The 13,297-nt window shown below is 68.1% G+C and carries 10 protein-coding genes and 2 pseudogenes; 8 read left to right on the top strand and 4 right to left on the bottom strand.

The features are described from left to right. The first annotated feature begins 119 nt into the window (after window positions 1–119). Complete coding sequence (locus ACZ45Z_RS18960) at window positions 120–908, top strand: alpha/beta fold hydrolase (RefSeq protein WP_468363355.1); 789 nt, start codon at window positions 120–122, stop codon at window positions 906–908. Between the two features lie 138 nt (window positions 909–1,046). After that, window positions 1,047–1,329 (top strand): annotated as a pseudogene (locus ACZ45Z_RS18955) (IS110 family transposase); the annotation flags it as partial. 214 nt (window positions 1,330–1,543) lie between these two features. Here ACZ45Z_RS18955 and ACZ45Z_RS18950 read toward each other — a convergent pair. Continuing rightward, window positions 1,544–2,653 carry an FAD-dependent oxidoreductase gene (locus ACZ45Z_RS18950; RefSeq protein WP_468363352.1) on the bottom strand — a complete coding sequence of 370 codons (1,110 nt, stop codon included), beginning with the start codon at window positions 2,651–2,653 and terminating at the stop codon, window positions 1,544–1,546. A gap of 1,013 nt (window positions 2,654–3,666) precedes the next feature. On the opposite strand from ACZ45Z_RS18950, the gene ACZ45Z_RS18945 reads away from it, so the two are divergent. After that, entirely contained in the window at window positions 3,667–4,005 is a 339-nt protein-coding gene (locus ACZ45Z_RS18945; RefSeq protein WP_468363349.1) for a PadR family transcriptional regulator, read from the top strand. Continuing rightward, window positions 4,002–4,955: an HAAS signaling domain-containing protein gene (locus ACZ45Z_RS18940; protein ID WP_468363347.1), complete on the top strand. Its 954-nt coding sequence runs from the start codon at window positions 4,002–4,004 to the stop codon at window positions 4,953–4,955. Before ACZ45Z_RS18945 ends, ACZ45Z_RS18940 begins: the two co-directional genes overlap by 4 nt. A gap of 103 nt (window positions 4,956–5,058) precedes the next feature. Here ACZ45Z_RS18940 and ACZ45Z_RS18935 read toward each other — a convergent pair whose 3' ends face one another. Beyond that, complete coding sequence (locus ACZ45Z_RS18935) at window positions 5,059–5,316, bottom strand: hypothetical protein (protein WP_468363345.1); 258 nt, start codon at window positions 5,314–5,316, stop codon at window positions 5,059–5,061. 52 nt (window positions 5,317–5,368) lie between these two features. On the opposite strand from ACZ45Z_RS18935, the gene ACZ45Z_RS18930 reads away from it, so the two are divergent. The 3 genes from ACZ45Z_RS18930 to ACZ45Z_RS18920 all read left to right on the top strand — a co-directional run bounded on the left by ACZ45Z_RS18930 (window position 5,369) and on the right by ACZ45Z_RS18920 (window position 8,543). After that, window positions 5,369–5,731, top strand: coding sequence for a hypothetical protein (locus tag ACZ45Z_RS18930; RefSeq protein ID WP_468363343.1), 363 nt, complete (start codon window positions 5,369–5,371; stop codon window positions 5,729–5,731). A 922-nt stretch (window positions 5,732–6,653) separates the two neighbouring features. Then, the gene (locus tag ACZ45Z_RS18925) at window positions 6,654–7,766 is read left to right on the top strand and encodes an ABC transporter substrate-binding protein (RefSeq protein WP_468363341.1); all 1,113 of its coding nucleotides are present in this window, start codon (window positions 6,654–6,656) and stop codon (window positions 7,764–7,766) included. 207 nt (window positions 7,767–7,973) lie between these two features. Then, the gene (locus ACZ45Z_RS18920) at window positions 7,974–8,543 is read left to right on the top strand and encodes a DinB family protein (RefSeq protein WP_468363339.1); all 570 of its coding nucleotides are present in this window, start codon (window positions 7,974–7,976) and stop codon (window positions 8,541–8,543) included. A 353-nt stretch (window positions 8,544–8,896) separates the two neighbouring features. Here the strand turns inward: ACZ45Z_RS18920 and ACZ45Z_RS18915 are convergent, their stop codons facing one another. Together ACZ45Z_RS18915 and ACZ45Z_RS18910 are read right to left on the bottom strand one after the other, a co-directional pair. After that, entirely contained in the window at window positions 8,897–10,132 is a 1,236-nt protein-coding gene (locus ACZ45Z_RS18915) for a glycosyltransferase (protein WP_468363510.1), read from the bottom strand. A gap of 426 nt (window positions 10,133–10,558) precedes the next feature. Beyond that, window positions 10,559–10,751 (bottom strand): annotated as a pseudogene (locus tag ACZ45Z_RS18910) (transposase); the annotation flags it as partial. Between the two features lie 1,198 nt (window positions 10,752–11,949). On the opposite strand from ACZ45Z_RS18910, the gene ACZ45Z_RS18905 reads away from it, so the two are divergent. Continuing rightward, a complete protein-coding gene (locus tag ACZ45Z_RS18905; RefSeq protein WP_468363337.1) occupies window positions 11,950–13,245 on the top strand; it encodes a peptidoglycan-binding domain-containing protein in 1,296 nt (431 codons plus the stop codon). Window positions 13,246–13,297: the final 52 nt, after the last annotated feature.

Genomic DNA, 13,297 nt, shown 5'->3' with positions numbered 1-13,297 from the left:
GGAGATCAGTGTAGGCGCGGATCGCTCATTGGCCGGTGGCGGTGATCGCGGTTGGCTGGGGACATCCGAACCGCGCGGCCCGCAAGGGCCCATGAGACACGAGACAGAGGGGAACCACCATGCCCACCCTTGACGTCAACGACACCACGCTCTACTACGAGGACGAGGGGACTGGCCCGACGCTGCTGCTCCTGCACGGCTGGGGCACCAGCGGCCGGACCTGGAGCGCCCAACTGCCTGATTTCACCCGGGACTACCGGGTTGTCACTGTTGACTGGCGGGGCTGTGGGCGGTCGGCCCGCCCCGCCCGCGGCAACACCACCGCCGGGGTGGTCAGCGACCTCGTGGCGTTGATCGGCGCGCTGCGACTGGAGCGGCCGGTGGTCATCGGCTCGTCGATCGGAGGGGTCTTCGCCACCGAACTGGGGCTGCGAGGGCCTGAGTTGACTGGAGGTGTGGTTTCGGTGGGCGCGCCGGGGTACTGGCCGTCGAGGAAGACTCAGGCGGAGCTCGTGGTCGGTCTGCGCCGCGACCGGGCCGGCACGGTCGCCGACTGGGTGCCGGGGTGGTACGCGCCGGGCACCGCACCCGCGCTCATCGACTGGACGATCCGTCAGATCTTGGATTCCGGCGTCTACATCGATGAGCACCAGGCCACCGCCCACGGCTACGATCCGCGCCCGGCACTGCCCGGGCTGCGAGTGCCGATCCACTACCTCCACGGTGAGCTTGACGCCGCGATCCCCCTGGAGGTGCCCCGGACCTGTGCCGCCCTTACGCCCGGAGCCGCGGTCAGCGTGATCGCCGGCGCCGGCCATATGCCGCACCAGGAGCTCCCCGACCGGTTCAACGCCGCGCTGCGCGTCGCGCTCGCCCGGATGGCCCCGGCCTCCCGCGCCACCGCGTAACCCGCCCGGGCTGCACGCAGGGTGAGCCCACGCCGCGCCCGTGTGGGCGGCACTTTGACGTACGGACCCGGTCCGCCCGCCATGCGGCGCAACGCGCCGGGCCGCTCAGTTGTTTCAAGGAGGAGGCTTCGGAGGCGTGGCGTCGCGTCGGTCCCGCGCGGCTCCGGGGAGATCAACGGAAACCTGCGTCGTCCCCAGCGATACAGCAGCAGGCCCCAGCGTGTCTTCTCCACGTCCGCTTGGTTCAGCATCCGACAGTGCGAGGAGTCCCGCCGGTTCTACGATCGCAAACGAGCTGAGGGCAAGCGCCACACCCAGGTCATCCTCGCCCTGGCTCGCCGCCGCGTCAAAGTCCTCTGGGGCCCTCCTACGCGACGGGCGGTGCTACGAGCTCACGCCGCCCGCCGCTCTCGCGCTTTGACAACGGCAAGAGGAATCGATGGCAGAGGACGGCTGCCCCAGCCCCACGGTGGCTGAACCCTTCACGTGGTGCCTGAGCGTTTCAGTTCGCGGATTCTGCCCTGGTTGAGTACGTCTGCGGCGGCTCGTGCGGAGACGGACAGGTTTCCGGAGCCGGTGTCCCGCAAGGGCTCCGGGCAGTGTTGGCCCATGGCCGGTGCGGTGGTGGCGCCTGCTCAGGAGTCCGACGGGGGAATGAGGTCGTCGAGTGCCTGGGCGCAGTCCTGGGCGGCCTGGGCCGAGCGTGGCAGCATGAGGTTCTCGTAGGCGCGGACGGCGTCGTCGATGCTGGATTCGGTGATGAGGGCCTGGGCCAGGTCGGTGCCGTCGAGCATGGCGAGGTTGGCACCGAGCCCGACGGGGGGCATCAGGTGAGCGGCGTCGCCCAGCAGGGTGATGCCAGGGACGTGTTCCCAGGTGTGCGGGGCGGGCAGCACGAACACGGGTCGATTGACGAACCCGCCGTCGTGGTGCCGCAGGAGATAGAGCAGGTTCTCGTCCCAGCCGTCGAACATCTTCAGCAGGTGGGCGCGCACGGCCGCCGTGTCGTCGGGTTCCAAGTCGGCGGCCACCTGCCAGTCGTGCGGGGCGCGGAAGGCGACGTAGACGCGGATGCGGCCGTTGCTGTTGCGTTGGGCGAGCAGGGCTTTGCTGTCGGCGGTCGCCAGCAGGGTGCCGTTGCCGACCATGCGTGCGAGGGCGGGGTGGCGGCTGTCGCAGTCGTCGAAACCGGTCTCGACGAAGGTGACACCGGTGTAGCCGGGTGTGGCTTCCGACAGGGCTGGGCGGATGCGCGACCAAGCGCCGTCGGCGCCGACCACCAGGTCGGCGTCCTCGGTGGTGCCGTCGTCGAGGAGCAGGCGCCAGGTGCCGTCCCCGAGCGGGGTGGCTCCGGTGACCTTGCAGCCCCACCGGACGGTGCCCTCGGCGAGGAAATCCAGGAACAGGCCGCGCAACTGACCGCGGTCGATCTCCGGGCTGTCGTCGTCGTGGACGGGCCCCGGGAAGGGCAGGGTGGTAGCGGTGACGGGGTCAACCACGCGCCACTCCTGGCTTTCGGGGCGGGCCAGGGCGCGGAACCGGTCGATAAGCCCCGCCGCACGCAGGGCGGCCTGACCGGTTTCGCCGTGTATGTCGAGGCTGCCGCCCTGGGAGCGGGCGCCGGTGGAAGCCTCAGATTCGAAGACGGTGACGGAGCGGCCGTGGAGCTGCAGGACGCGGGCTAAGGCAAGGCCGCCGAGGCCGGCGCCGACGACCGCGATTCGGGGGCCGTGAGCGGAGTTCATGCGGGTGTCCCCTCGAAAGGTGGGTGAGTTGAGTTGCCAGGACGTTCGGCGCGACCAAGAAAGCACAGTCACCAAAAAAGTGCTTCTGAAATACGGTGTGCCGGTACCGAATCGACCGGGCGCCGCGGCAGCAGGACGGCCCAGACCTACCGGTCCCCGGCCGACGCCGCGCCCCCGCTCTTCCTCGACGCGGCGAAAGGCTCAGCCCACCAACTCAAGCGCTCACCCGCCACGTGAAGCGCTCAGTTACACCCACCGGAATGTCACCTGTGCAGGAGGGGAAGCACATGGGTGTCATCGACGATGACACCCTCCGTCATGTCCTGGCGGAACGCGCGCCAAGGTCCCCGAGGCAGACCTCCCCGCCGTTCCAGAGGCTGCCTTCAGGCGGAATCCCGACGGCACTACCGTGGACCACCCGCAAGTGCCCCGGCCAGTAGAGATGGCCAAGGAGACAGGCACCCAGGGAACTGATCACCGCGAACTCCCTTGGGCCAAGGCCATGTTGTAGAAGGTGCGCACGGAGGCCGAAAGATCACCGACGGCACGCACCATCACCTCTGACGGCGTGCCGGCCAAGACCGCAGCCACCTTGCGCGCCGCGATGCGGCGGCTCTTCGCCGGAGCCCCACAACGGACTGGCGGACGGCTGACCAAGGAAACCTCTGGGGGAGAAGCGAAGGTCAGTCGGGGCACTGAACCGGGCGACAGCCATCATGGCCGAGCGGGACGATCACATTGTCCGGAACGGCACCACCATTTCCGGCGAAGCCCGATGCGACGAGGAACTCGCCGCGCTCCGCCAGAAGTAGTTTGCCGGAAAGGTCCGTGAGTGCCCCCAACTTCAGAAGCAACTCTCGGCCGCCGCCACAGCCATCGCAGCATTTGACACCGGGGTTGAGCTGGTCGTTTCCCGGCGCCTCGGGCGCCTTCCGTTACTGCGAGTGTCGGGGTTCACCATGGAGGGTGGTGGAGGGTGGCAGTAGTGTGCGACACACAGTATTGTGTCATGCGTGGGCACCGATGAACTGATCCTCAGCCAGGCCCAGGAGCTACGTCGCGGCACGGTCGTCCTGGCCTGCCTGGCGCTCCTGGAGAAGCCGCAGTACGGCTATGCACTCCTGGAAACGCTCGGCGATGCGGGGATCGCCGTTGACGGCAACACTCTTTACCCGCTGCTGCGCCGCCTGGAGAAGCAGGGGTTGCTCATCAGTGAGTGGAACACCGACGAGTCCAGGCCGCGCAAGTTCTATCGGGTCAGCCCCGAGGGCGTTCAGGTCCGCACCGGACTGCTGCGCGAGTGGCAGGGCCTCGGCGCCGCGATATCACGACTGACCAAGGGGGACTGTTGAGTAACTTGCATGCGTCCGGGACCGGCGCGCTGACCGACCGCTACGTGGCGGAGGTCGTCCGGCGCATCCCGGCCGACCAGCGCGACGACGTGGCCGACGAACTGCGCGCTACGATCGCTGACACCGTCGAGGCCCGCGGCCCAGCCGACTTGGAGGCCGCAGAGCGCGAGGTGCTCACCGAGATGGGCGACCCGATCCGGCTCGCCGCCCAGTACGCAGACCGGCCGCTCGCACTGATCGGGCCCGGGCTCTACCCGACGTACGTACGAATCCTCACGGTCCTGTTGTCCACCGTGCTGCCGGTGGTCACCGCCGTGAGCGCGGTACTCGACGTCCTGGACGGCCAGGGGATCGGCGAGGTGATCGGCGGGGCCGTGGGGGTGGTGCTCTCCATCGGCGCCCAGATGGTCGCCTGGCTCACCGTGGTGTTCGCCTTGGCTGAGCGGTCCGGCAAGCGGTCCGGCACGGTCGGCGGGACCTGGACGCCCGACGACATGCCGGAGCGCCCCGTGTCGAAGGAGCGCGGCGCGGGGACCTACGCCGGGGTGGCGTGGCACGCGCTGCTGATCGCCCTGATCGTCTGGCAGCACACCGCGCAGCCGTACCGGACCGGCGGCGGCATACGCCTCGACGTACTCGCCCCGGGCCTGTGGTCGGGCTGGATCTGGCCGATCCTGGCCGGACTCGTCGGCCTCGTGACGCTCGACGCGATCCGGGCGGTGCGTGTGTGGACGCGTTCGCTGGCGGTCTGGAACGCCGCCGCCGAGGCGGCCTTCGCGCTGCCGCTGGCGTGGGTCCTGCATCGGCAGGAGCTCTTCAACCCGGCCTTCCTGTCCGACGTCAACGGCGGCTGGCAGCCCCCGGGCTCCTTCTACACCGTGGTTGCGGTGGGGGTCCTGGCGGTGGGCACGGGCGAGGTAGTGAAGCGGTTCCGCGAGGCGCGGAGCTGAACCCGCAGAGCCGAGTCCATGGGTCGAGCTGGGCGGGGTGTCCCACGTGGGGCCCGTGAACACCCGGGCCCCACAGCGAACTCTTCCGCCGGAAGATCAACACCTAACGCAACCGACAGGAGTCCCGCCAGGAACTCGCCCGCCGTATCTTGTTCCCGCCTTGGAGTTGCCGCATCCGCATCCGCATCCGCATCCGCATCCGCTTCAGCGTCGCGGCGAGCATGGCCTGTGTGTCCTGAGGGGGCATCTCCGGTGGCGCAGTCGAGCTTATGGGGATGTTGGCCTTGCCCGGGCGGCTGACCCCGTAGACGGTGTTCTCGCTGGCGCCGGGGTTGATGACGAGCGTGCTCTCGTCGCCCACTGGTGTCTTGGGCGACTGCTCCTTGCTCTTCTCGGCGCCCTTCCCAGAAGCTGTGAATTGGAAGACACGGAGTCTGGTCTTCGTCCTGTACGCGGACGAAGACGACCTGAAGAGGGTCAAAGAAATCGTGGAAGACGTCGTCCACCCATGTGCCGCCCGCCTGGTGGCGTGGCGGGAGGAGCGGCTGCCTGCCGCAGGCTGGGAAGCGGCCGATGACACGTACGACTTTCTCGTGCAGCAGTGGCTCTGCGAGCGCCCTGGCCAGGATCCTGGTGGGCGGTCACTGATCGAGCTGCGCGTCGACGTCGTCTGTTCGCTGCGCGTATGGAGAGCCATGCGCAAGCGGGTGTTGAAGAGCATGTGCCCCGAAGGTACTGAGCCCCCTGTCTGCAGGGTCCCGTGGATGGCCATGTGAGCTCCGGCATGAGGTAACCCGAACCCGCCCGGCCTGTGTGCCAGGGCAGGGCCGGCCCTTTCTCGGCTCGCCGAACTCGACCGAAATCGCCAAAGGAGGAGAAGCGTCCATGGCCAGGGCACCCAACGGCATGGGCAATTGGGAGCTGTCGACGACGTTCCGGATCGTCATGGACGACATCGCCCGGACAGACCGGAAAGACGAGACCGAGTGCATCGCGAGATGGGAGTGCGCGGCTTCGAGTTCGAGGACGAAGGATCAACGCACACGGGGCCGGAGCGGTGACCGCGACTCTTGTCCGAGCGAGGACGCGTCAAGGGCGGCACCGACAAGCTGCGCGAATGTCTGCGGGGCGCCGGAGCCCTGCTCCCGGACTGCGCCGTCTACGTCTCCGACGTCCCAGCCCGCTCGATTTCCTGCCGCGCACCGCTGAAGAAGGGCCGGCCCCTGGTACCTTCCACCTCGGTGTATCGCCGGGCACGCTCAAGCGCGAAGGTACCCAAGAGCTGCTGCGGGCCGTCCAGATGCTCGGTGAAGGCCACGGCCCCGATCGCCACGCCAAAGGCCACGATCGCCGCACTCGGCGAGGGAGTTGGAGCGCACCCTGGGCATCCTCGTCGACAGCCTCGAAAGACCGCAGAGAACACGTGCCGCAGAGAACACGTGCCGCAGAGAACACGTGCCGCCGAGAACACCACGACTCGCCCGATCCCGAAATCCGCCAGGGTGTATGAAGCCTGGCAGCTCAGCGAACGAATAATCGGTTGCCTGTTGGCGATGGTGGTGGATGCAATGTGCGGCATGGTCACCCAGGTGGGCCCACCACAGCGCGATGAGATGAACGCGTGCTAACGGGCCGGGCCTTGCCACTCCGGGATCCGGGCAGACTGCGACAGAACCTTCACACGGGAGACGCCAACGCATGAATACGCCACCGTCGGCACTCGGAGCGGCGCGGACTGACGGATCAACCGTCCAGATCGGCGCTCTCGTTCCACTGACTCGGCCTGGCTGGTTCGAGTCAGGCCAACACTTGCTCGCCGGGCTTGAGCTGGCCGTTCGCGAAGTCAATGACGACGGCGGGATCGTCGGAAGACCACTCGAACTGGTGGTCCGAGACACCGCGGCTGATCCTCAGAGGGCCGCGGCGGCCGTAGAGGAATTGGCTCGCCTGGGCGTGGCCGCCTTGGCAGGGGAGTACCACAGCGTCGTCGCTCGCGCCGCCGCCGGCAGGGCCGACGCCCTCGGCCTGCCGTTCCTCTGCTCGTCGGCGGTCCTCGACGCGCTCACCGAGCAGCCAACGCAATGGGTCGCACGCCTCTCCCCGCCGCAGTCCCACGGCTGGCAGATCTACGCGGACTTCCTCCTCAAAGCGGGCCACAGCCGAATCGCCGTGGCAGCTCAGCCGAGTGTCTACTGGGCGTCTGGGACCCGCATTCTGCGGGACTACCTCGCTCCACGCGGCGGCACCGTCATCGAACTCGACATGAGCGCGCTCACCCCCACGGCGGTGTGCGACGAACTCGTCGACCATCGCGCGACATCCCTCCTTCTTCTGGTCGGCCACCCGGAGCCGGCCGTGCCGATCGTCAAGTCTGTCCGCCGCGACCAGCGCCTCACCGAGATCATGATCGGTGCTCCGGCCGGGCAACCGGAGTGCGCTGAATGGGCGAGGTTGCTGGGCGACGACAGCGCCGGGGTCCCGTTCCTGCGCTACCTGCCCGAACGCCTCAGCCCACTCGGTGCACGCGTCGAGAAGGTGCTCCGCGAGCGGCTGGGCGAAGCGCCCTCCTTCGTCGCCTTCGAGGGCTACGACACGGTCGCGGTCCTCGCCGATGTGCTGCGTTCTCACGGTGCGGACCGGGCGCGCACTGCCGAATCCTGGCCGCGCGTTGCGGTCGAAGGCACCCGCGGGGAGATCCAGTTCTCCCGCATGCCAGGCATCAGCGTTTGGCAATGGGCCGGGGCGCCAATCCAAGTCGTTGATCGAGACCCGGCGGCACCCGATCGCTTTCGGATCCTTCACGCCGGCTGAGGCCAGGGACCGCCCGGCGCCGGCGGACGTCCCTGAAGCGGTACGCCCGTCCCGGCGTCGAGGTCGTCACCCGGCACGTGGCCCGGCTCAGCGCGACCCCGCTCCTGCCGACAGGCGGCCCGGTGGCTTCGAAGACCACCCGCGCCCGCCGGCGTCGGCCTGGCACGCCTCAATAATCACTTGCCCGTCGGACCGCTGCACAGGATCATGCGCATGGTGAGCGACATACCCGAGCGTTGGAGCCAGGCCAGCGTCTACCCCGACATGTGGGCGGACCCCGACGCAGACCCCCGCAACAGTGGCGGTGCCAGCCCGGACGGCGAGTTGGCGACGTTGCAGGACTTCCTGACGGACTATCGACTGACCCTGCGAATGAAGTGCGAGGGGTTGAACCCGGAGCAACTGGCACGCCGGTCGGTACCCCCGTCGACCATGTCCTTGCTGGGACTGATCCGCCATCTCGCCGAGGTGGAGCGGGACTGGCGCAATTGGATTGTGCCGGAGGGCAAGGAGCCCAGCCTGTACGGGGAGCAGGATGGCGACTTCGAGGGCGCCCTCGCGGAGCGGGAGCTGGTCGAGAGCGCATTCGCCGATCTCGCCCGCGAACAGGCGGCAACCGACGCTGCGCTGGCCGAGCATGCGGATCTAGGTGCGCGCCTGGATCACGGCAACACCTCCATCCGGGAGCTGTGGGTACACCGAATCGAGGAGTACGCCCGCCACTGCGGACACGCCGACCTGCTGCGCGAATGCGTCGACGGCCGGGTGGGGCAATAGCGGACTCGGCCCGCGGGAGGCAGAGTTCATGCTTTGCTCCCGCGGGCGACGAAGACACGGGGAACGCTTACGGTGTTGCCGGCGGTCCGCGCCCCGGCCGGCGGGCCGTCGCTTGACGCGCGTGCGCGCGGAAGCCGACAGCCTGGCGCGCGCTGGTTGCGACCAGGCCGTCTACCGAGCGGGTTGGCCACCCGTTGCTCACAGGCTTTCTTTGCCCGGCGAACGGGACCCGTTCGCGTCTGCGCCGAAGCCTGCGGCTCCCGCGAGCAGGCGTGCGAGGAACACCTCGGAACCTCGGCTGACCGAAGTGGGTGCCGTTGCCGCCGGTCCCCGGCTTGACGATTCCGTGTGGTTCACACGGACCCGGACGGCCTTGCCTGGCTGACTGCGTCGAGTAGCAGTTTCGCGGCCACCCTCGCCCCGTCGGTGCGGATGGTGCCGGCCACGGCCCTCGCTCGTGCGCGGGTCTCCGTCGTCAGGGCCATCGTGAGCGCGGCCGACAGGGAGTCGAAGGTCGGCGTCAGGGCCTCGTGCGCCGCGCCGATGCCCAGCTCGGCCACCCGCCTCGCCCAGTACGGCTGGTCCGCGATCCGGGGGACCACCACCTGGGGCGCGCCGGCCAGGGCCGCCGTAGTCGTCGTACCCGCGCCGCCGTGATGCACGACGGCGGCCACGCGGCGGAACAGTGCCTGCTGGTTGACCTCGCCTACGACGAAGCAGTCGTCGGAGTCGTCGATCGGGGCCAGGTCCGCCCAGCCGCGGGCGAGGAGTACCCGGCGACCCTGCGCGCGGCTCGCTTCCGTGGCCACCCGGGCGATGCCCTCCGGGGCGTGCGCGGCCATGCTGCCGAAGCCCACGTACACCGGCGCTTCGCCGGCGTCCAGGAACGCCTCCAGCTCCGGTGGGAGCGGCCGGTCGTCGGGCAGGATCCACGCCCCGGTCTGCACGAGGTCGAGGTCGGTCATGCCCTCCGACGGACACAGCGTCGGGTCCGCCGCCAGCCACGGCCGTCCGGTGAGGACGTGGTCGCGGACGTTGTCCACCGGCGGCAGGCCGAGCGCCGCGCGATGGCTGTTGAGCGCCTCGCCGTACAACGCGTTCACCCGCTGGGCGTCCTGTTCCCACAGCACCCGGTTGTCTGTCTCGTCCTTCGGTGACGGCGTGCCCGGCCGCCTTCCCGGAGGGAAGTGGCGCGACGGCAGGCCCATGATGTGGAAGCAGGCGAGCACGTAGTGGATGCCCAGTATCTCGGCAACGTCCCGTGCGCCGGCCGGCATCAGGCCGGTCGCCAGCAGCGCGTCACATCCCTCGGCCGCCGCGGTGAGCGTCTCGAACCGTGCCGCGACCAGCTCAGGAGCGAGCCGGAACGCATCCTTGGCCGTCGGTGGCTTCGTACCGGCGACCACCGAGCGCACCGACGGGCCGAGCGGCACCAGCGGCACACCGACACGAGCCAGCAGTGCCGCGAACTCCTCGTCCGGCGGCGCGCACACCCGAGCCTCCGCACCGAGTTCCCGCAACCCCACCGCCAGTCCCGCCAGCGGTTCGACATCTCCGCGCGATCCCCACGTCGTCAACAACACACGCACTTCGCGACTCCCGTTTCTGCAGGTCCTGGCTTTCGGCCGCCGATTCTGCGATACACCCCGGGTCTTGCGGCAAGCCCCCTGGGGCGCTATAAGTTGAGAGTGGCAAGGAGTGGGATCTCCTTGCCTTTGCCTTTTGGTCGTCCGCTGTGGACGGACAGCCTCCTCGCGAAGCGGCGACCGCCGCGTACGGCGGTACATCGGGCAGGAGGACCTCCCCTCGGCCGCGCGCCGTCTCAGAACTTCCGACGCAGTGACGCGAGGCGCCTCCAGCAGATGAGCGTGCGTCCGAGGCTGAGCAAAGGTGGAGGTTCGTGCATGAGAGTGACGTGATTGCGGTTCCCATAGGTGAGCGTGACAGTGAGCGGGATTCCGGTCCCGTCCGTGATCAGGCGGTGCTTGTTGCCTGTCCTGCCCGGTCAACAGGTGCCACTCGGCCAAGCGTCGCCGGCAGGTCATCCCCGAGCCGAAGCCCAGCTCCTGGGGCGGATGTTCCCAGGAGATTCCGGTGTGCAGCACGAACAGGATGGATGCCCTGCGGGACCAGGCGGCCATCCAGCCGCTTGCGGCCCGGGTAGCGCGAGCGGCGCTCGACCTGACGCTGAGTCGGATCCAACCGCAACTGTTGAGCATTCCGTTAGAGGTTCTCGCTCCGAAGGCCGCCTCAACCACCTTCCACCGGCTCGCCCGGCTCATCGTCGACGCAGGCCGTGCCAGTCACCGCAGTCTCATCGTCGGAGACTTCGCTTGCCGTGAGTCCCAGTCGAGTCCCAATCCCCATGGCCAACCAGCTCATCGCCCGCAACGGAGCCAAGCCCTGGCACATGAGCGCTGAGGACTACCTCGCAAAGTCGCTCCGCCGTTCGAGAGGGCCTCAGTCGAGACCCGGCTAAACGGTTGGGCTCGCGCACTTACGATCGCCACAGCCCAGTAAGTGCTTTCATGTTGGACTATTGCGCAGCACTCCGTTCCGAGCTCCCAGTAGCGAAGAGGGTATGTGGCACCGTCGCATGCTCAGGTATCGCACTGGTCGTCGACTCACTTTCGCACAGATCCCAGAAGGGTCACTTCCACGTCTTAAGGGTGAATCCGGACCCGGTTCCCCGTTTCTTGCCCCCCGGTCCTACGAATCTATATAGTTGATGACGCGTCAGCGCGGGGGACGCGTTGGGAGCGGCAGTTGTGTCGCGTAATCAAGCCCAAGAATTCCGACATGTCCCCCCAACGCGAGGACGTGCGATCATGTGTCGAAACGGGGTATTTGATATGCGGCAGTGTGTCCGCGGATTGGCGTCCGCGACAGGCATCGGCTTTGCGCCCACGTCCAGAGGGCTGAGGCGTGGAGGTGGGGCGCCTTGTTCGCCCTTGGGGGTCGCGCGCGTCTGAGCGCGCAGGGTGCGTGACGCAGGGAGCGTCACGACACGTCAACGGCAACGAGGTTAAGGAAAAAGGCTGGTCACCTGCGGTGATCGGCGACCCCGGCATGCCCGCACGGCAGGATTTCGGGCTGTATCACGGGCCGAGCAGGGTGAACGATCTCGTTGCCGGACCCAGGCGATAGCCGTGCTCTCGTGCGTTCCCGAACGTCACGTTTTCCAGCCGATCGGGCGGCTGTCCGTTGCGTCCACTTAATGCACGCGCAGCAGCGAATCGCTCGATAAGGCGGTGGGGTGACGCACGCCTGGATCGCGCCTATTTCTCCTTCGCTTTCAATTCACCGGTCGCGGCCTTTCGCTGCGAAAGGGACACGGATATACGCTCCGCGCTTCGCGACGCCGAAACACGCGCGGAAACCGACAATTTCGGAGGGTGGAACAGTCATGGCAACGCCGAAGTGGCGAAAGCTGGTCGATCACATTCAGAGCATCAAGGAGGGCGTCTACGAGGCGAACGTGGACGGGGAGTACGACAACCGGACACGGTTCGGGAAGCAGTACGGCATGAACGGCCAGCCGTGGTGCGTCATGTTCGACTGGGACATGTACGCCGACATGGGCCTGGAAGAGTTCGTGCCGCACATCGCCAACGTCAACGGGTTCACCGAGTGGGCCAAGGAGCGTGACCAGTGGTCCGAGTATCCGTCGGTCGGGGCGTGGGTCAACCTCCACGACGGTGGTCACACGGAGCTCGTGGTCGGCTTTGACGAGACGTACGTCTACACCAAGGGCGGCAACACCGTTGAAGCAGGCGCCACGGACGCCGACCAAGGCAAGGGCGTGTACTCGCACAAGACCGAGCGGAAGAGCGCGAGTATCGTCGGGTACTTCGCACCCAAGTTCCCCAACAACGAGTGCCCACCGACCGCTGATCCGCACGATCACCGGGGCGGTGCGATGCGTAAGGAGTGGCGCTGGCACGGGCACAGGCTCCCGCACGAGGACCACTCGGTGAAGGCTTCCGAGATCGTCTACGGGGCGAGGAACGTCTCCGTGCGGATCGTGCAGGCCGCCCTGAAGGCGGAGGTGGGGCTCGACTACAGCTCGGCGCCTGGAACGTTCGGCCCTCGGACCAAGGCCGCGGTGGCCGCATTCCAGCGCGAGCTCGGCTTCACCGGCGCGGACGCGGACGGCGTCTTCGGCCGTCACTCGCTCGTCGAGCTCGGCAAGCGACACAAGTTCAGGGTGCACGGGCTGGACTTCTTCGACCGCAAGCGAGATGACGACGACGACAAGCCGGGCACCGGGCGCATCGCCATCCCCCTGGACTCGGTGACCTACAAGCACGTGCCGGACGGGAGTGCGTCGAGGGCGGCGAAGGAGGCATGCCACATCCTCAAGGTCCCGGCAGCCCACTGGGTGGAGGGCATCATGACCGCGGCCAAGCGCGAATCGACCTACCGCTTCAACGCCGTGAACACCTACGACACGAACGCCCACGGGCCCGAGCAGAGTGATGGGCATCCGCAGAGCTGTACGCGCGGGCTGCTGCAGGTCATGCCGGAGACGTTCGCCGAGAACCACCAGCCCGGGACCTCGCACAACATCTACGACGGTGTGGCCAACATCTGCGCGGCCATGAACTACGTGATGGTCAGGTACGGCGTGTACCGCGACGGCTCCAACCTCGCCGGGCGTGTCCAGCAGTTCGACCCGAGCCGGCCCCCGATGGGCTACTGACCGTGTCCGCCATAGGGGAGATGTTCGACAGTGTGGCGGACGGCGTTGCGGA

This window comes from Streptomyces sp. NPDC031210 (genome assembly GCF_055570395.1).
This window is presented reverse-complemented; position numbering and strand designations above follow the sequence as displayed.